The 17,444-nt window shown below is 70.0% G+C and carries 17 protein-coding genes; 10 read left to right on the forward strand and 7 right to left on the reverse strand.

Going from position 1 to position 17,444, the window contains the following annotated elements; translation table 11 throughout:
* Window position 1: 1 nt before the first annotated feature.
* Complete coding sequence (locus ABZ470_RS17415) at window positions 2-2,467, forward strand: cation-transporting P-type ATPase (protein ID WP_362912113.1); 2,466 nt, start codon at window positions 2-4, stop codon at window positions 2,465-2,467.
* A 280-nt stretch (window positions 2,468-2,747) separates the two neighbouring features.
* Here the strand turns inward: ABZ470_RS17415 and ABZ470_RS17420 are convergent, their stop codons facing one another.
* Window positions 2,748-3,443 carry a CBS domain-containing protein gene (locus ABZ470_RS17420; protein ID WP_362912115.1) on the reverse strand — a complete coding sequence of 232 codons (696 nt, stop codon included), beginning with the start codon at window positions 3,441-3,443 and terminating at the stop codon, window positions 2,748-2,750.
* Entirely contained in the window at window positions 3,434-3,874 is a 441-nt protein-coding gene (locus ABZ470_RS17425; RefSeq protein WP_362912117.1) for an Hsp20/alpha crystallin family protein, read from the reverse strand. The genes ABZ470_RS17420 and ABZ470_RS17425 overlap by 10 nt, the downstream gene beginning before the upstream one ends.
* Before the next feature lie 272 nt (window positions 3,875-4,146).
* On the opposite strand from ABZ470_RS17425, the gene ABZ470_RS17430 reads away from it, so the two are divergent.
* The 3 genes from ABZ470_RS17430 to ABZ470_RS17440 all read left to right on the forward strand — a co-directional run bounded on the left by ABZ470_RS17430 (window position 4,147) and on the right by ABZ470_RS17440 (window position 6,633).
* On the forward strand, window positions 4,147-4,701 hold the full coding sequence (locus ABZ470_RS17430) for a hypothetical protein (protein ID WP_352016287.1): 555 nt from the start codon (window positions 4,147-4,149) through the stop codon (window positions 4,699-4,701).
* Between the two features lie 87 nt (window positions 4,702-4,788).
* Entirely contained in the window at window positions 4,789-6,489 is a 1,701-nt protein-coding gene (locus tag ABZ470_RS17435; protein WP_362912119.1) for a GAF domain-containing protein, read from the forward strand.
* Window positions 6,490-6,495: 6 nt separating this feature from the next.
* Complete coding sequence (locus ABZ470_RS17440) at window positions 6,496-6,633, forward strand: hypothetical protein (RefSeq protein WP_362912121.1); 138 nt, start codon at window positions 6,496-6,498, stop codon at window positions 6,631-6,633.
* Here ABZ470_RS17440 and ABZ470_RS17445 read toward each other — a convergent pair.
* The 4 genes from ABZ470_RS17445 to mgtA form a co-directional block, all read right to left on the reverse strand.
* Window positions 6,630-6,890 (reverse strand): DUF4342 domain-containing protein, encoded by a 261-nt coding sequence (locus ABZ470_RS17445; protein WP_352016285.1) that lies wholly within the window; start codon window positions 6,888-6,890, stop codon window positions 6,630-6,632. The genes ABZ470_RS17440 and ABZ470_RS17445 overlap by 4 nt on opposite strands.
* A gap of 131 nt (window positions 6,891-7,021) precedes the next feature.
* Window positions 7,022-7,711: a CBS domain-containing protein gene (locus ABZ470_RS17450; RefSeq protein ID WP_362912123.1), complete on the reverse strand. Its 690-nt coding sequence runs from the start codon at window positions 7,709-7,711 to the stop codon at window positions 7,022-7,024.
* 283 nt (window positions 7,712-7,994) lie between these two features.
* Window positions 7,995-9,011: a zinc-dependent alcohol dehydrogenase gene (locus ABZ470_RS17455; protein WP_362783522.1), complete on the reverse strand. Its 1,017-nt coding sequence runs from the start codon at window positions 9,009-9,011 to the stop codon at window positions 7,995-7,997.
* Between the two features lie 404 nt (window positions 9,012-9,415).
* Window positions 9,416-11,842, reverse strand: a complete 2,427-nt coding sequence (gene mgtA / locus ABZ470_RS17460; protein WP_362912125.1) for a magnesium-translocating P-type ATPase — start codon at window positions 11,840-11,842, stop codon at window positions 9,416-9,418.
* 274 nt (window positions 11,843-12,116) lie between these two features.
* Here mgtA and ABZ470_RS17465 point away from each other — a divergent pair, with 274 nt between their 5' ends.
* Both ABZ470_RS17465 and ABZ470_RS17470 read left to right on the forward strand, forming a co-directional pair.
* Window positions 12,117-12,422 (forward strand): hypothetical protein, encoded by a 306-nt coding sequence (locus tag ABZ470_RS17465; RefSeq protein ID WP_362912127.1) that lies wholly within the window; start codon window positions 12,117-12,119, stop codon window positions 12,420-12,422.
* 129 nt (window positions 12,423-12,551) lie between these two features.
* The gene (locus ABZ470_RS17470) at window positions 12,552-12,866 is read left to right on the forward strand and encodes a hypothetical protein (RefSeq protein WP_362912129.1); all 315 of its coding nucleotides are present in this window, start codon (window positions 12,552-12,554) and stop codon (window positions 12,864-12,866) included.
* A 143-nt stretch (window positions 12,867-13,009) separates the two neighbouring features.
* On the opposite strand, the gene ABZ470_RS17475 is transcribed toward ABZ470_RS17470, so the two are convergent.
* Window positions 13,010-13,507 carry a MarR family transcriptional regulator gene (locus ABZ470_RS17475; protein ID WP_362912131.1) on the reverse strand — a complete coding sequence of 166 codons (498 nt, stop codon included), beginning with the start codon at window positions 13,505-13,507 and terminating at the stop codon, window positions 13,010-13,012.
* A 49-nt stretch (window positions 13,508-13,556) separates the two neighbouring features.
* Here ABZ470_RS17475 and ABZ470_RS17480 point away from each other — a divergent pair, with 49 nt between their 5' ends.
* From ABZ470_RS17480 to ABZ470_RS17495, 4 genes are all read left to right on the forward strand, one after another.
* Window positions 13,557-14,474, forward strand: a complete 918-nt coding sequence (locus ABZ470_RS17480; protein ID WP_362912133.1) for an SDR family NAD(P)-dependent oxidoreductase — start codon at window positions 13,557-13,559, stop codon at window positions 14,472-14,474.
* A gap of 211 nt (window positions 14,475-14,685) precedes the next feature.
* Complete coding sequence (locus ABZ470_RS17485) at window positions 14,686-15,915, forward strand: cation:proton antiporter (protein WP_362912135.1); 1,230 nt, start codon at window positions 14,686-14,688, stop codon at window positions 15,913-15,915.
* Window positions 15,916-15,929: 14 nt separating this feature from the next.
* Window positions 15,930-17,270 carry a potassium transporter TrkG gene (locus ABZ470_RS17490; protein WP_362912147.1) on the forward strand — a complete coding sequence of 447 codons (1,341 nt, stop codon included), beginning with the start codon at window positions 15,930-15,932 and terminating at the stop codon, window positions 17,268-17,270.
* The coding region (locus ABZ470_RS17495) for an NAD-binding protein (protein WP_362912137.1) at window positions 17,263-17,444 on the forward strand (182 nt) is incomplete at its 3' end. The genes ABZ470_RS17490 and ABZ470_RS17495, both read left to right, overlap by 8 nt.

Genomic DNA, 17,444 nt, shown 5'->3' on the forward strand with positions numbered 1-17,444 from the left:
CATGCACACCGACGCAGGCGTCACGCCTGGACTCGATGAGGCCGAGGTCGCCCAGTCGCTGAACAAGCACGGACCCAACCAACTGCCCCAACCCGATCCCCCCACGCTCCTCGCCCGCGCGGGACGACAGCTGGCTGACCCGCCGTCGATCCTGCTGCTGATCGCCGGGTTGGTGACGCTGCTCGTCCTGGCCGAGATCCCCGAAGGGGTGGCGATCCTGGCGATTCTGCTGGTCAACGTGGTCATCGGGGTCAGCCAGGAGACCAAGGCCGACCGGGCGGTCCGCGCCCTGCGCTCGCTTACCACGCCGCTGGCCAAGGTACGGCGCGGCGGCGTCACCCGGCGCGTCCCCGCCACCGAGATCGTGCCCGGCGATGTGATCGAGGTCGCGGCCGGTGACCGGGTGGCCGCCGACGCCTGCCTGATCGAGGCCACCTCCCTGGCCGTCGACGAGGCCGTACTGACGGGGGAGTCGCAGTCGGCGGCCAAACGGGCCGGCGGCGCGACCGGTTCCGGTGTCCCGCTCGGTGACCGCGACGGTGAGTTGTTCTCCGGCACCCTCGTCGTACGCGGTTCGGGGACGGCGGTGGTGGAACGGACCGGCGCCGCGACCGAGACCGGCCGCATCGCCGGCGCGTTGCGGGGACGGAGTCCCAAGGGGCCGCTGGAGATCGATCTGGCGCAGGCCTCCCGGAGGATGGGCCTGCTGGCCCTGGCCGCAGGCGCGGCCATGGTGGTGATGGGCCTGACCAGGGTCGGCAGGGGAGAGGCGGCGCTGCTGGACATCGTGCTGGCCGGGGTCGCGCTGGCCATCGCCGCGGTTCCCGAGAGCCTGGCCGCCGCGGTCACCACCGCCCTGGCCCTCGGCTCCCAGCGGATGGCGAAACTGGGGGTGATCGTCCGCAGGCTCTCGGCGATCGAAGCCCTGGGAGCCACCACCGTCATCGCCTCCGACAAGACCGGAACGCTCACCACGGGCAGGCTCGCGGTCGTCGACCAGGTGACGGTCCCCGGCGCGGACCTGTGGCGGGCCGCGTTGCGTTGCAACGACGCCCGCGACGGGCTCGGCGACGCCGTCGACATCGCGCTTCAGGCGGCCGCCAGGGAAAACGGGGCACGGCTCGCCGACGAGGACGTCCGTCTGGCCACCCGGCCGTTCGACGCGGATACCCGGTCCATGGCCGTGGTGACCACCGGCCCGTTGCTGACCGTGAAGGGCGCACCGGAGGTCGTGCTGGCTCGCTGCACCGACGATGAACGGGTCAGGCACCTGGCCGGTGAGGTGGAGACCCTCGCCCGCCGGGGACTGCGTGTGCTGGCCTTCGCCGAGGCGGACACCACGGACCTTGACGTGGGTGAGTTGCGTCCGCTGGGCCTGGTGGGGCTGCGTGATGAGGTCAGGCCCTCGGCCCGTCAGGCGGTGGCCGACTGCCGGGCGGCCGGAATCCGGGTGGTGATGGTGACCGGAGACCACGGTGACACCGCCCGCGCCGTGGCCGAGGAGGTCGGCATCGTCCCCGATCCTGTGGTCACCGGCGCCTGCCTCGACGGCGACGGCACCGGCAGGGCCGCACGGCTGCGCCGGGCGGGCGTGCTGGCCCGGGTGGATCCGGCCACCAAGCTGGAGCTGGTCCGTGTGCTGCGTGAGGGCGGTGAGGTCGTCACCATGACGGGTGACGGAGTCAACGACGCCCCCGCCCTGCGCCACGCGGACGTGGGGGTGGCGATGGCCGGCGACGAGGGCACCGACGTCGCCCGGGAGGCCGCCGCCGTGGTCGTCACCAACGGTGAACTCGGCACCGTCGTCACCGGAGTGCGCGAGGGGCGGCGTCTGCGCCACAACGTCTCCTCCATGATCGGCTACCTGCTGACCGGTAACCTGGCTGAGATCCTCTTGGTCCTCACCGGTCTGGTTCTCTGGCCGGATCTGATCATCCCGCTGCTTCCCGTGCACCTGCTCTGGATCAACCTGGTGCTCGACGGCATCCCCGCCATCGCTCTCGGCGTCGACAAGCCGTCGGGCGATCCACTGGCCTTGCGGCCTCCTCGTGGTGGTCTGCTGTCGAGGGCCGTGCTCGGCCGCGTCGCGGTGCGATCGCTGATCGTGGGCCTGCTCGTGATCGCCGCGGTCGAGGCCGCGCGCCGGATGGGCTGGAGCGACGAACAGGTCCGCACCCAGGCGGTCCTGACCCTGGTCTTCGCCCGGCTCACCCTCGCCTACGTCGTACGGGCTCACCGATGGACCTTCGAACGCGGCTGGTGGCACGGCCGCGCGCTGCTGATCGCGGTTGTCTCCACCGGCCTGCTCCAGACGCTGGTCACCCTCATTCCGCCGCTCGGTGCGGCACTGGCGCTGGTGCCGCCGCCCTCTGCCGGATGGGCGATGGCCCTGACGGCGGCGCTGCTCACCCCGCTGCTCTGTGATCTCGCCCGGCCGCTCGATGGGAAGAGACGCGGCGACCTTTGACGGGTGAATCCGGCACCACGTCCCTCACCGAAAGGCGCTCGACGTTGCCCAGCCCGGCGACGAAGCGCGCCGGTTCCTCGACGGCGGCCGGATCGTCGGTGAGGCCGGGTACGAGGACGAAGCGCACCCGGTGGGGCGACCGAGCTCGGCCAGACGGCGGGTGAATCGCAGGGCAGGCTCCAGCATCTGGTGAAGGTCTCCCGTACGTGTGGGTCCAGTGCGTGACCGTAGGCGGCAAGGCCGACCTCGACCAGCGTCCTTGCCGCCACGGGAGGTGGGGTCATCGATCCTGCGGAGTCGGGGCGTCGTCCTCGTCCCACTTCAGCTCGTCGATCACGTCGAGTACACCGTTCGTCATGGTCGCCATGTGTGCCGTGATCCGCGCGTCGCTGCGTCGTTTCACCCGTCCGGTCAGTCTTACGATCCCTCGATCCACCGACAGCGAGATCGTGGAGGCGTCCTGGCGTGGGTAGCGGCCCAGGACGTCTTCCTGGATCTCCCGGGCGATGTCGGCGTCCGGCCGGATGAGGATCCTTAGCAGGTCACGACGGCTGACGATGCCGATGAGCCTGCCCCGCCGATCGACGACCGGCAGACGTTTGATCCCGTTGGCGTCCATCAGCCTCGTGGCGTAGGCGGTGGCCTGCTGCGGTTCGACCGTGACGGCGGGAGAGGTCATCACATCGGCGGCGGTGTTCTCGTGTGTCCTTTCACCGTTCTCCCCGAGGCCGATCGGATGAGATGGCCGGGTTCGCGACGCCGGCCTGCGTTCCTCGTGGTGGTAGCGGTCCTTGAGCTCCTGCTTCAGCAGCAGGTCGGCCTCGGAGACGACGCCGATGACGTGGGCGTCGGCGTCCAGTACGGGAACCGCGCTGACGCCGTGGGCGACGAGCGCCTCGGCGACGTCCTTGCACGAGGTGTCACCGCTGACCGACACCACCGTGCGGGTCATCACGTCGCCGACGTTCACGCGCATCGCTTCCTCCTGGGGGTGGGGTTCTCGACGGGGGTTCGCATACCGGGTCGCTCGACACGGGTGAGCCTCACGCTGACGGTGAGGATCCCCTTGGCGTACGTCGCCTTGACGTCCTTGGCGTCGGCTGCGGGGGGCAGCGCGATGGAACGGGAGAACGTGCCGTAGCGGAACTCGGTGCGGTGGCCGTCCCGGCCATTGCGGCGGCGTTCGGCGCGGACGGTGAGCACACCGCCGGTGAGGGTGATCTTCAGGTCCTTGCCCGGATCGATGCCCGGCAGCTCGGCGCGCAGCACGTAGCGGTCGTCCTCGACGTAGTCCTCAAGCCGGATCGGCTGCCCTGCCGTGGGCCACGGCTCCGCCAACGGTGAGCCCGGCCGGCCGAAGATCTCAGGGAAGAATCCCGTGGAACCCCCGCGCACCAGCGTGTTCATCTTCTTCACCTTCCGTGGGTGCCTTCACCTGAATCCCATCCCCGGGCGGCGCGGGGAAGTAGGGGCCGAAGTCCTCGTCGGAAGGACTTTCGGCAGAGGCCACCACCGGTTCCGGACGCGGCCCGGAACGGCCCGGACACGGCCACCGGCCGGTTCGCCGGTGGGGTGAGGTGAGGGCCGAAGGTCCCTGCGGCTCAAGCCGTACGGCACTGCACACCGGACGTCGCAGCCGATGTGATGGGAAGCGACAAACCCCCCTGAAAGGAACGGTCATGGCCATCACCGCAGGACGCCGCGTTTCCCCTCTCGCTCCGCACAGCGCCGCCTCCTCCTCGGACGGCACGCACCGGGCCCGCTACGCCTGGGCCGCCGCCCGTATCGCGCTGGGGTGGGTCTTCCTGTGGGCGTTCCTGGACAAGACCTTCGGCTGGGGCTTCGCCACCCCGGCCGCCAAGGCCTGGGTCGCCGGTGGCAGCCCCACCACCGGCTTCCTCAAGGGCACCGGCGAGAACGCCCTTGGCGGCCTGTTCTCCGCCCTGGCCGGACAGGCCTGGGTCGACTGGCTGTTCATGCTCGGCCTGCTCGGCGTCGGCACCGCCCTGCTCCTGGGTGCCGGCATCCGCATCGCCGCCGCCGCCGGCACCCTGATGTTGCTGATGATGTGGGCCGCCGAACTGCCCCTGACCACCAACCCGTTCATGGACGACCACCTGATCTACTCGATCATCCTGATCGGGCTGGCTTTGGCGGGCGCGGGCGACACCTGGGGCGTCGGCGCCTGGTGGAGCCGCACCCCGCTGGTCCGCGCCTACCCGGTGCTCAGGTAGATGCCTGCTCGCAGCCCCAACCCGCATCCCCGGCGCCCGCCCTCTTGAGGGTGGGCGCTGTCATGTTTTGATGCCAGACTTCGGAACATGTCGATCGGTGAGTCTCGTTCGGTGTTCCCGCACATGCGGCTGGACGAACTGTTGTCGGAGCTTCAGGTGCGGCTGGAGGCGGTGCTGGCCACGCGTGACCGCGTGCACGCGCTGCTGGACGCCGTCGTCTCGGTCGGCAGCGACTTGGACCTGGAGACCGTGCTGCGTCGGATCGTGGAGACCGCGACCACTCTGGTGGACGCCAGCTACGGAGCCCTGGGTGTAGTCGGAATGGAGAACACCCTGGTGCAGTTCGTCCCGGTCGGGCTGAGCGAGGAGGAGATCGCCCAGATCGAGCATTGGCCGCACGGCCTGGGCCTGCTCGGCCTGCTCATCAAGGAACCGCAGCCGTTGCGGATGGCCCGCATCTCCGACCATCCGGAGTCCTACGGGTTCCCGCCCGGCCATCCTCCGATGGGCTCCTTCCTCGGGGTTCCGATCCGGGTCCGCGATGAGGTGTTCGGCAACCTCTACCTCACCGAGAAACGCGGCGGTGCCGAGTTCGACGAGGAGGATGAGGCGATCGTCATCGCGCTCGCCACGGCCGCAGGCGTGGCGATCGAGAACGCACGCCTGTACGAGCAGACCCGCCGCAGGGAGACCTGGCTGGCGGCTTCCTCCGAGGTCACCACGAGCCTGCTGTCAGGCGCCGACCCACAGGAGGTCCTCACCCTGGTGGCGCAACGGGCCAGACAGATGATCGACGCCGACATCGTGGCGATTCTCCTGCCCGACGAGGCGAAGGAGAACCTCGATCTGGTGGTCGTGGACGGAGGGGACGCCGGACACCTCGCCCGTTCCCGGGTTCCCGTCGCCGGTTCGCTGGCAGGTCGAGCCTTCGTGAACGGCGACCCCTTCGCCATCAGCGATCCGGCGGGGACGGACGTCGCGACGGTCTTCGAGGGGGTTGTGCCGATCGGATCTGCCGGTGCCGTGCCACTCGGTGCGGGCGCGGCGGTACGAGGCGTGCTGTCATTGGTCAGGCGTGTGGGCCGGATGCCGTTCGGCCAGGCGGAGCTGCGCCTGCTGCACGCCTTTGCGGGGCAGGCGGCGATCGCCCTGGAGTTGGCCGAGGCTCGGCAGGACGCCGAACGCCTGGGCCTGCTGGAGGATCGGGACCGAATCGCCAAGGATCTGCACGATGTGATCATTCAGCGGTTGTTCGCGGTCGCGATGACCTTGATGAGTACGGTGCGGCTGGTGGAGCGGCCCGAGGCGTCCGGCCGCCTGCAGGGCGCGATCGACGAGCTGGACGAGACCATCCGGCAGATCCGCTCCACTATCTTCGCGTTGCAGACGCCACGCCAGGCCGACGTTCCCAGTTTGCGTGCGCGCGTCGTCACCCTGGTGGAAGGGGCGCGTGATCGCCTCGGCTTCATGCCCGCCCTGCGGATGGAGGGCCACCTGGACAGCGAGGTGCCCGAACCGGTGGCCGAGCATCTGCTGGCGGTCCTGCGGGAGGCGCTTTCCAACCTGGTCAGGCACGCCGAAGCGACCAGGGCCGAGGTGTCGGCGCAGGTCGCCGGCGGTCACATCACCCTGGCGGTGACCGACAACGGGGTCGGGCTGCCCTCCGGCGGCCGCCGCAGCGGCCTGCGCAACCTTGAGGAGCGGGCCGCGCAACTCGGAGGCTCCTTCACCGCCGAATCTCTCCCCGAGGGCGGAACCCGGCTGCTGTGGAGTGTGCCGCTGGGCTAACGGCGGATGCGCCATCCGAAGCGCGTGGCCCCGCAGGTCATCGACGACGCCGAACCCGAGCCGAGCATCACCACCGTACGGCGCGGCGCCGAGCTGATGCGCTCCTTCAGCAGGGGTGCGTGTGGCCGAGCAGTGGCGCGCTAGGCGATTTCATCGCCTGGCTCGTCGCGTTCGACGTCGATGGACCACTCCGCGGCCAGTGCGGCCAGCGCGCCCACCGCGGTCACCGCGGGAGCGGCGATGAACGCCACCACCCCGACGGTGACCGGTATCTCCAGCACGGTGTGCCCGTGAGCGTTCTTCACGATGATCCGGCAGACGTTGCCCTCGTGGATGAACTCCTTGATCTTCTCGGCGAGTTCGGCTCCGCGGACCCGTACTTCTTCCTTCGTGACGGTCATCTCATGATCTCCTTGTCTTCCGGGGTTGCCTTCCTGGCACCAGCGTGTCCGCTACGGCGCCTTGGCGACGGAGGCCAAGGTCCCGCGGCCGCCGCCGATGGTCCCGCCGACCGGGACCGCCACCGGTCCGTTCACGCGGGGGAGCCGTCCTCGTCCCATCGGATCTCGTCGACGACATCGACCACACCGTTGACCCGCAGCGCCATGCGCGCGGTGAGCTGTGCCTCACTGCGCTGCTCCATCCGGCCGGTCAGAGTCACCACGCCCCGGTGCACCAAGACCTTCACCTGGGAGGTGTCGGTCCACACAGAGCGGTCCAGAACGTCTCTCCGGATCTCCTCGGTGATCGCCGCGTCCGAGCGGAGGAAGACCTTGAGCAGGTCCTGGCGGCTGACGATGCCCTGCAGGACCCCGTTCTCGTCGACGACCGGCAGACGTTTGACGCCGTGCTCGTCCATCAGGCGTATCGCGTACACGATCGCGGACTGGGGGCGGACGGTGACGGCGGGGGAGGTCATCAGTTCGGCGGCGGTGTCACCGTGCGCCTTGGCCCTGCCCCGGTCCTGCTCCTGGGCGAGCCGGTGGCGCAGCCGGGCGCGCAGCGGTGGCTGGTAGCCCTCGCGGTAGTACTGCTCCTTGAACTCCTCCTTATGCAGGAGGTCCGCCTCGGAGACGACACCGATGACGTGGTTTCCGGCGTCGACGACCGGGACCGCGCTGACACCGTGGGCGATGAGCACCTCGGCGACGTCCTTGAACGGGGTGGCGCCGTCGACGGACGTCACCTCGCGGGTCATGATCTCGCTGACCTTCACGCGCATCGTGTCCTCCTTGGGGAGCGGGGGTTCCTTGTCCATCTCACTGCGCTTCCGGTCATGCGGGCAGGGCCGGAAGTCCTGCGTCGCCGGGATGTCGCGTCACCCCGGCGGGTCCTTGGTCTCTGCGGCGCCCGGTCGCCGATCCGGACGACGAGATCAGAGTCCGTCGCCGGACGGGACCACCATGGAGACCGGCTGTCAACGGTCCGCGACGCTCGCCCAACCGGATGATCCAGAGCAGGCAGACGATGTGGCGGGCGCCGGCCGCGCCGCAGGAGAGGGGAGGTCACAGCTCGAAGACCAGCCGGGCCGGGACGGTGCTGTCGAGGACCTCGGTGAAGGAGGAGTTGATCTCCTCCAGCTTGCGGGTCTCGTAGATCACCCTGGTTCGCCCGGCGGCGTGCAACCGGAAGACCTCGGCCAGGTCACCGCGGGTACCGACGATGGAGCCGATCACACTGATGCCCCCCAGGACGGTCTCGAAGATCGGCAGCTTCATCGCGTTGTCCTTGGGCAGGGAGACCAGCACCAGGCGGCCGCCGCGTCGCAGGCAGGCATGGGCCTGCTCCAGTACGCGCGGGCTGGCGGCGAGCACGATCGCCACGTCGGCCCCGCCGAGGGCCTTGATCTCGGCGACCGGGTCACCGGTGGCGGCGTTGACGGTGTGGGCGGCGCCCAGTTCCTCGGCGAGCCGAAGCTTGTCGGCGGTGATGTCGACGGCGATGGTCTCGGCGCCGAAGATCTGCGCGTACTGCTGGGCGAGATGGCCCAGGCCGCCGATGCCGAAGATCGCGGCGCGCTCGGCCGGACGTAGGCCGGATACCTTGACGGCCTTGTAGGTCGTGACGCCCGCGCAGGTCAGCGGGGCGGCTTCGGCGGGGGAGAGGCCGTCGGGGACCGGGACGACGTAGTCGGCGTGGGCGACGGCGTACTCGGCGTGGCCGCCGTCGAAGGCGTAGCCGGTGTTCTTCTGGGACTCGCACAGGGTCTCACGGCCGCTGACGCAGTACTCGCAGGTGCCGCAGGCGTAACCCAGCCACGGGATGGCGACGCGCTCGCCGACGGCGCGGCCGGTCACCGCGGAGCCGATCTCCTCGATGACGCCGACGCCCTCGTGCCCGGGAGTGAAGGGCAGCGCCGGCTTGACCGGCCAGTCACCGTGGGCGGCGTGGATGTCGGTGTGGCACAGGCCGCTGGCCTCGATGCGGACCAGAACCTGGTGGGGGCCGGGTTCGGGGACGGGGATCTCCTGGATCTCCAGAGACTTACCGAAGGCGGTGACGACGGCGGCGCGCATTTTCATGGTTTCGGTCCTCCTGGATGACTGCCTCCAGACTGTTGCCCGAGGCGGTTCGGAGGCAGAGGCGAAGGTCCTGGCCGCAGTGGACATCGGGCCCGTGCCCGCGAACAAGGAGCCTGGACGGGGGTCCCGCAGACCACCGCGCTGGTCGTCGGGAACGTCGTGGGCACCGGCTGCCCGGTCTGGCCGAGACCGCGACCGGTGTTCCTGAGGTGCGCGCGAGCACATCCTCGACGGCGGCCTCGACGAGCGATGGTTCGTTCCGATGCCCGTTGGCGGGGCCGCAGCCGCCCGGCACCGGAAAGGCCGCCAGCGCGCCTGACCCGGCAGGTCGGGTACACCAGCAGCAGGAACTGCCGGGGCGGGGAGATCCCAACCCGACGGCCGCTCGTGCTACGGGTGTCCGGTCACACCGTCATGACGCGGTGGAACAGGCGCTTGGTCATCTCGTTGGCGGTGACGTACACGGCGGTGAGCGCGGCCAGTACGGCCAGCACGCTCCAGGGGAGCGGCACCAGGCCCAGCACCGCGGCGGCCGGAGTGTAGGGCAGGGCCACGGTGAGGGCCGCCACCAGGAGACTGGTCGACAACAGCGCGGGGGAGGGGCGGCTGCGGAAGAACGGGCGGGCGGTGCGCAGCACGAGCATGACGGCCAGTTCGGTGGCGGTGGACTCCACGAACCAGCCGGTGCGGAACAGGTCGGTGCCGGCGTTCAGACCCGCTCGCAGGATCAGGAACGTGGCGATGTCGAAAACGGAGCTCAGCAGGCCGAATATGATCATGAAGGTGCGGATCCGGGCGACGTCCCAGGAATGAGGCCGCCGGAGCTGTTCCGGATCGACCGTGTCGGTGGCGATGGTGGTGCCCGGGATGTCGGACAGGAAGTTCAGCAGCAGGATCTGACGGGGCAGCAGCGGGAGGAAGGGCAGGAAGACGGCCGCCGCGGCCATGCTGAGCATGTTGCCGAAGTTGGCGCTGACGGTCACCCGGATGTATTTGAGGGTGTTGACCAGGGTGCGTCTGCCCAGCCGTATTCCGTCGGCGATGACCTTGAGGTCCTTGTCCAGCAGCACGATGGCGGCTGACTGCTTGGCCACGTCGACCGCCGTGTCCACCGAGATCCCGATGTCGGCGGTGTGCAGCGCCGGGGCGTCGTTGATGCCGTCACCCAGGAAGGCGACGGTGGCGCCCGAAGCGCGCAGCGCGGTCACCAGGCGCTGTTTGCGCCGGGGGTCCACCTCGGCGAAGACCTGGACGTTCGTCACGCGTTCGGCCAGTTGCCGGTCGGTGAGAGGGTCGATGTCGGCTGCGGTGAGCACGGGGCCGTCCAGCCCCACCTGGCGGGCGATCTGTCCGGCGGCCAGGCGGTTGTCGCCGGTGATCAGCCGGACGGAGACGCCGAGCGCGGCCAGGTCGCCGATGGCCTCGGCGGCGCCGGGCTTGACCGGGTCGTGGAAGGCCAGCAGCCCGGCCAGAGTCATGTCGCGCTCGTCGTCGGCGGTGACCGCCGAGCGCCCGGGCAGCTCGGCGGTGCACACCCCCAGAACCCGGAAGCCTGCGGCGCTGAGTTCGGCGAAACGCTGTTCCACCTGCCCGCGCACCGTCTCCAGCGCGACGACACGATCACCGACGCGGGCGGTGGCGCACACCTGGAGCACCGATTCCAGCGCGCCCTTGGTCACCAAGGTCGGCACTCCGGTGTGCTCGGCCAGCACCGACAGGCGCTTGCGCTGGAAGTCGTACGGCACCTCGTCCAGGCGCCCGCCCGCATCCAGCGGCGGCGCGCCTGCCATGATCGCCTGGTCCAGCGGGTTGACGAATCCGTGCTGCAGTCCGGCGTTGAGCCGGGCCAGTGCCAATACCCGCGCGCTGGGCGCCCCCTGGAGGTCGAGAGCGGCGTCCAGGCCGACCACACCCACGGTGAGGGTTCCGGTCTTGTCGGTGCACAAGACACTCATGGCACCGAAGTCCTCGATCGCGTCCAGCCGTTTGACGATGACCTTCTCGGCGGCCATGCGCCGGGCGCCCGCTGAGAGGCTGACGGCGACGATCGCGGGCAGCAACTGCGGGGTGAGCCCCACCGCCAGGGCCAGCGAGAACAGCAGCGACTCCACGAACGGCCGGTGAAGCACCAGGTTGACGATGAAGATGGCGGTGACCAGCACGGTCATCGCCCGCACCAGCAACATGCCGAACGCGGTCATGCCGCGCTCGAAGCCGGTGGCCACCTGGCGGTCCGTCAGCCGCGCGCTGACCGCGGCCAGTTCGGTGTCCCGGCCGGTGCGCTCGACGTGTGCCAGGCCGCTGCCGCTGGCCACATGGGTTCCGGCGTACAGCGTCGCCCCGTCCGTCTTGTCCGCAGGGAAGGACTCGCCGGTCAGCGCCGCCTCGTTCACCAGCAGGCTGTGTGAATCACGTACGGTGCAGTCGGCCGGCACGATGTCCCCGGCACGCAGCACTACCAGGTCCCCGGCCACGACCTCCTCGGTGGGGACGGACTGCTCCCTGCCGTCCCTGATCACCTCGGTGTGGAGACGGATCTGATGCAGCAGCGCCTGGACCGCGTTGCCGGCTGAGCGTTCCTGCCAAAAGCCCAGCGCGCCGCTGGCCGCGACGATCACCATGATGATGAGCCCGTCGGCGAGGTCACCCAGCACCATCGACAGCACCGTCGCCGCGATCAGGATCAGCACGATCGGGCTGGTGAACTGGGCCGCCAGCAGGCGCAGCCCTCGGTGCCCCTGTCCGGCCGCCACCCGGTTGGGGCCGTTGGCGGCCAAGAGCCGTTCGGCCTGCTCACTGCTCAGGCCCTCGGCCCCTATGGTCGATGTCACCTGGCGATTGTCTTACCGCAGGCAGTGGGGCTGTAGGGCCGAAATCCTCTCCCCGGCAGAGCAGTCGGGCATCGGATCGGTGAGGAACCAGGCCCTGTTCTGAGTCCTGTGTCCTGTATCGAACGTGTGATGAAGAGCTCACGGCCCCGCTTGAGACGGCGGGGGTCGCAGAGCGGCACCATGTGACCGAAATATGAGAAGGCGTTAGCTCCTCGGCTCCGGCATTCGATGGTCATCTTGAGGTGATCACCCTGCCTCACAGAGGAGCCCTTTGGTGAAAATCCACACGCTGCATGCCGTGGCAGCGCTCGCGCTCGCCTTCGGAGTCGGCGCTCTGCCCGGTGCCGCGTCGGCGGCTGCCGCCGACACCGCCACAACGTCCACCGCCGAGGCCCGTTCCTCTGCGTCCCTGCCACCGGACTGGTACCGCCAGGGCCCCTTCCCCTCCCAGGACGCCTGCTGGACGACCCGGCGGGAGGGCGCCGACCGCGGCGACCACACCTCGGCGAGCGGCTGCTACCACTACGACGGCGGCCAGGGCTGGCCGGCGGGCTGGTACTTCGACGTGTACCTCCCGTGACCCTCGGCGCAGCACAAACCGGTCCCGCTATCCGGGCCATGTGTCCGGAATATGGAAAGCTGTGAACTCCCCACCCTCATCGATCGGTGGTCCTCTGAAGGTGCCTTTCCACCCAACCGAGGAGCCGCCATGAAGATCCGCCGACTACCTGCCGCGCTACTCGCGGCGGCACTGGGCACAGCCGTTCTGGTCGGCGCCGGGTCCGCGTCCGCGTCCGTCGGCTACCAGACCGGAGTCTCGGCCGAGAGCCGCGCCTTCTCCGCCTTCGCTCCGCTGCCGCCGAACTGGTACTGGTCCAGCCGCTACGAGACCTCGGAAGCTTGCTGGGCCGGGTACAGGGACGCCGCCGAGAACGGCGACTTCACCGGGCTCGGAGGCTGCCGGTGGGACTCCGGCGACCGATACCGCCAGGCGGGCTATTACTTCCTCAAGTACATCCCCTGATCCCTGACGGGCGCGCCCCGGCCACCTGTGCGGGGCGCGCCATCCTTTCGGCCCTTGGCCGCCCGCCCTCAAGCGAGCCCTTGCCCGAGAGCAGGGGTTTCCACCGTTCGGGCGCCTCCGATCATCCGGCTGGGGACGGCGGATCACCGCAGCGGGTCGGCCGCGGCGGAACCGTCGGGCGGGCGGGCGACACCGGCTCTCTCCGCCTCCCAGCGGTCGAGAAGCCTGGGGAACTCCCGTGCCATGAACGCGTACATGTCGCGCATGAGTTCCAGCCGGGCACGGGCCGCGGGATGGCCGCCCACCGCGCCGAGCCCTTGCTCGGCCAGTTCGGCGAAGGCGGTGAACTCGGTCATCTTCGCCCGGAACGCGCGTCCGAAGACGTCCTCGGTCAGCCGGTGGTGGTCCCGCCGTGCTCGCGGCGGGCGGTAGCGCTCGATGAGCCCGCCGTGCTCCAGCTGACGCAGGGCCACGCTCATGCTGCTCTTGGCGACGCCGAGTCGCTCGCACAGCCCCGGGGCGTCGAGGCCCTCACCGGTGTCGGCCAGCAGGCACCCGATCACGCGGCCGGACGTGCGGCTGAGTCCCAGCCGTTCGAAGTACAGCCCGGCACTCTCCACGAACTCCTCGACGGTCCCCATGCGATCATTCTATGCTGTTCGGAACGTTCCGAACAAAGAGGAATTTTGTATGCCTCACCCTGAACCACTCACGATCGCCGTCACGGGAGCCAACGCCGGAATCGGCCTGCGAGCCGCACGCCGACTGGCCACGCAGGGACATCGTGTCCTGGCCCTGTGCCGCGACCCGCACCGCGGCCGGACCGCCCTGGAGACGATCAACGCCTCCGCGGCCCACCCCGCCACCCTCGTCGTGGCCGACCTCTCCGATCCGGTCTCCATCGGCGCGGCGGCCGACCGGATCTCCCGCGAGAACGACCGTCTCGACGTCCTGATCAACAACGCCGCGGTGTTCGACCAGACGATGCGCCGACCGGCCTTCACCGCATCCGGCCACGAGCTGTTCTGGGCGACCAATCATCTGGGGCCCTTCCTGCTCACCGCGCTCCTGAGCCCGCTGCTGGCCGCCGCCCCCCGCCCCCGGGTGATCAACGTCGCGAGCAAGGGACTGGTCACCATGCCGCGTATCGCCATCCGCTTCGACCACCTCGACGATCCCGCCTGGTACACCCCGACCAAGGCGTACTACCACGCCAAGCTGGCCCAGATCATGACCGGTTACACGCTGGCCCTGCGCACCCGCGGCGTCCTGGACGTCGCCTGCGTCCGCGTGCCCGCCGTACGGCTCGACGCCGGCCGCATCGCGGCCCTGCCCTGGGTCCTGCGCGCGCTGTACGCGCCCAAGAACCGGCTCGCGGTCCCGGCGGAACGGCTGGGTGAGACCTACGCGACCCTGGCCACCCGAACCACCATCTGGCAGGAGCACGCCGACCCCGCGGCGCGGGGCAGAGCGGCGCTGCGCGGCGTCTACCTGGACGAGAACCTTCGGCCGGTCGACGCCCCCGCCTTCGCCTACGACGCCGACGCCCGCGAGCGGCTGTGGGAGGTGTCCGGCGACGCCACCGGCGACCCGTCCTGGGCCTGGTGAGGCCGCTTCACCTGATCGGCCTCCGGGAGCCCACCCGTCGCGACGCCGTACCCGTGGCTTGGAGGTTCGTGGCTGCTGTTACGGTTGGGCACGGTGTGCCGGGAAGTCTGGTCGGCGAGGACGTATCCCTTTGGGCACAGGCGGAGGCACGGGCCATGCGGCAGCCGATGAACACCAGGTGTTTTGCCGGACTCCGATCGGCGGAACGCTGATGGACACACTCCTGATCTCGTTCGCGGGTCTGCTGCTGCTGGCGGTGCTGCTGTCCAGCCTGGCCCGCCGGACGATCCTGTCGACGGCGGCGTTGTTCCTGGTCGGCGGGTTCGTGCTGGGCGACGGCGTGCTCGGGGTGATCTCCCTGAGACCCGGCGACGAGCTCGTCGGCACGCTGGCCGAGCTGGCGCTGTTCACGGTGCTGTTCACCGACGGCATGCGGGTCGGCTGGAAGGACCTGAGCGGCGCCTGGAAGCTGCCGGGCCGGGCGCTGGGCTGGGGACTGCCGCTGACGCTGGTGGTCACCGCCGTGGGCGCGCACTACCTGATCGGCCTGGGCTGGACCGAGTCACTGCTGATCGGCGCGATCCTGGCCCCCACCGACCCGGTCTTCGCCGCCGCGCTGGTCGGCAACGACAAGGTGCCGCCCCGGCTGCGGCAACTGCTCAACGTCGAGTCCGGCGTCAACGACGGGCTGGCGTTGCCGTTCGTGATGTTGTTCCTGGCGGTCGCCGCCGGGTCGAAGGACCTGCACCTGGGAGAGCTGGGGCTGGAGCTCGGCGTCGGGGTGCTGATCGGGGTCGTCGTCCCGTGGCTGGCCATCAGGCTGGAACAGACCCGGTGGTTCTCCGCCTCCACCGCGTACGAGCCCCTCAACGCCCTGGCCATCGGCCTGCTGGTGCTGGCGCTGGGCAAGGCGACGCACGGCAACCTGTTCCTGGCCGCGTTCTGCGCGGGCATCACCGTGGCCACCTTCGGCGAGCGGCAGCGTGAGTCGTTCGAGCACTTCGGTGAGCTGATCGCGGAGGTGTTCAAGCTGGCGGCGCTGCTGGTGTTCGGCGCGCTGATCAGCTGGCCGCTACTGGGCTCGGTCGGCTGGCGCGGCTGGCTGTTCGCGATCCTGGCGCTGGTACTGGCCAGGCCGGTGGCCATCTGGATCTCCTTCCTGGGGGCACGGCTGACGCTGCGGGAACAGGCCGCGGCGGCGTGGTTCGGACCCAAGGGGTTCGCCTCGGTGGTCTACGGCCTGATCGTGCTCGGCTCCGGGATCGTCGCGGCACAGGAGGTCTTCCAGCTGGTCGCGGTGACGATCGTGCTGTCGATCCTGCTGCATTCGTCCACCGACGTGGTGGTCGCGCGCTGGTTCGACGAGGAACGTGACGTTCCCGCCTGGTACGACGCCGCCCGGCGACTGCGTGACCGGGTACGGGGGGAGTCCGCCTCGTGAGAGGGCGCGGGCGGGTGCCGGCGGTGCTGGATCGTCTCCGGCATCCGGCTCAGGTGGTCGTGACCGGTTTCGGGAGCGCGGTGCTGGTGGGTACCGCCCTGCTCGCGCTTCCGTTCGCCACCGCCTCCGGGGAGTCCGCCGGCTGGCTCACCGCGCTGTTCACCGCGACCTCCGCCGTGTGCGTCACCGGCCTGACGGTCGTCGACACGGTCTCGCACTGGTCGGTGTTCGGCGAGGTCGTCATCGCCGTGCTGATCCAGGTGGGCGGCCTGGGCATCATGACCCTGGCCACCCTGTTCACCGTTCTCGTCACCGGGCGGATCGGGCTGCGGGCCCGCCTGTTCGCCCAGGCCGAGACCAAGGCGCTCAACATGGCGGACGTACGGCGGGTGGTGCGCGACGTCGTACTGTTCAGCCTCGCCTGTGAGTCGCTCGCCGCGATCGTCCTCACGGCGCGGTTCGCGACCGGATACGGGGAGTCGTTCGGCCGCGCGCTCTACCTCGGGATCTTCCACGCGGTCTCGGCGTTCAACAACGCCGGGTTCGCCCTGTGGCCGGACAACCTCACCCGGTTCGTGGCGGACCCGTGGGTGTGCCTGACGATCGCGGCGGCGGTGATCGTGGGCGGGCTCGGGTTTCCGGTGGTGTTCGAACTGCTGCGCTCGTGGCGCCGTCCCGACCGCTGGTCGCTGCTGACCCGCATCACCCTGACGGTCACCGCGGTTCTGCTGGCGGCGGGCACCGTGGCCCTCACCGTCACCGAGTGGTCCAACCCGGCGACACTGGGGCCGCTCAGCGGTCCCGCCAAGGTGCTGGCCGGGTTCTTCGCCGCGGTGATGCCGCGCACAGCGGGCTTCAACAGCCTGGACATCGCGCAGATGTATCCCTCCAGCTGGCTGGTCACCGACTCGCTGATGCTCATCGGCGGCGGCAGCGCCGGGACCGCGGGTGGCATCAAGGTCACGACCTTCGGCCTGCTGGCGTTCGTCGTCTGGGCCGAGATGCGAGGTGAGAGCCGGGTGAACATCGGTCATCGCCGTCTGCCCGAGTCAGCGCAGCGGCAGGCGGTCTCGCTCGTCGTGCTCGGCCTCTGCCTGATCGCCGTCTCGACCTACACGCTGCTCGTGCTGACCCCGCACAGCCTGGACCGGGTGCTGTTCGAGGTCATCTCGGCCTTCGGCACCGCCGGTCTGTCCACCGGAATCACGGCCGACGTCACACCCGCCGGTCAGCTGTTGCTCGTGCTGCTGATGTTCACGGGCCGGCTCGGGCCTCTCACCCTCGGTTCCGCGCTCGCCCTGAAGGAACGTACCCGCCGCTACGAGCTCCCCGAGGAACAGGTCATCGTTGGCTGACAGGAGAGACGACCCGGTGGTGGTGATCGGGCTGGGCAGGTTCGGCACCTCGCTCGCCCTTGAGCTCGTCCGCCAGGGTACGGAGGTGCTGGCGATCGACCATCGGCCCAAGGTCGTGCAGAGTCTCGCCGGGCGGATTCCGCACGTCGTCACCGCCGACTCCACCGATCCCCA

The organism is Streptosporangium sp. NPDC020072 (assembly GCF_040631445.1).
GTDB lineage: Bacteria > Actinomycetota > Actinomycetes > Streptosporangiales > Streptosporangiaceae > Streptosporangium.

What these genes read in the sequence shown, in the direction of transcription:
- ABZ470_RS17415 (WP_362912113.1), top strand. Translation starts at nt 2, where the DNA reads ATGCACACCGACGCAGGCGTCACGCCTGGACTCGATGAGGCCGAGGTC.
- ABZ470_RS17420 (WP_362912115.1), bottom strand. Translation starts at nt 3,443, where the DNA reads ATGCGCGTGAACGTCGGCGACGTGATGACCCGCACGGTGGTGTCGGTC.
- ABZ470_RS17425 (WP_362912117.1), bottom strand. Translation starts at nt 3,874, where the DNA reads ATGAACACGCTGGTGCGCGGGGGTTCCACGGGATTCTTCCCTGAGATC.
- ABZ470_RS17430 (WP_352016287.1), top strand. Translation starts at nt 4,147, where the DNA reads ATGGCCATCACCGCAGGACGCCGCGTTTCCCCTCTCGCTCCGCACAGC.
- ABZ470_RS17435 (WP_362912119.1), top strand. Translation starts at nt 4,789, where the DNA reads ATGTCGATCGGTGAGTCTCGTTCGGTGTTCCCGCACATGCGGCTGGAC.
- ABZ470_RS17440 (WP_362912121.1), top strand. Translation starts at nt 6,496, where the DNA reads ATGCGCCATCCGAAGCGCGTGGCCCCGCAGGTCATCGACGACGCCGAA.
- ABZ470_RS17445 (WP_352016285.1), bottom strand. Translation starts at nt 6,890, where the DNA reads ATGACCGTCACGAAGGAAGAAGTACGGGTCCGCGGAGCCGAACTCGCC.
- ABZ470_RS17450 (WP_362912123.1), bottom strand. Translation starts at nt 7,711, where the DNA reads ATGCGCGTGAAGGTCAGCGAGATCATGACCCGCGAGGTGACGTCCGTC.
- ABZ470_RS17455 (WP_362783522.1), bottom strand. Translation starts at nt 9,011, where the DNA reads ATGAAAATGCGCGCCGCCGTCGTCACCGCCTTCGGTAAGTCTCTGGAG.
- ABZ470_RS17470 (WP_362912129.1), top strand. Translation starts at nt 12,552, where the DNA reads ATGAAGATCCGCCGACTACCTGCCGCGCTACTCGCGGCGGCACTGGGC.
- ABZ470_RS17475 (WP_362912131.1), bottom strand. Translation starts at nt 13,507, where the DNA reads ATGGGGACCGTCGAGGAGTTCGTGGAGAGTGCCGGGCTGTACTTCGAA.
- ABZ470_RS17480 (WP_362912133.1), top strand. Translation starts at nt 13,557, where the DNA reads ATGCCTCACCCTGAACCACTCACGATCGCCGTCACGGGAGCCAACGCC.
- ABZ470_RS17485 (WP_362912135.1), top strand. Translation starts at nt 14,686, where the DNA reads ATGGACACACTCCTGATCTCGTTCGCGGGTCTGCTGCTGCTGGCGGTG.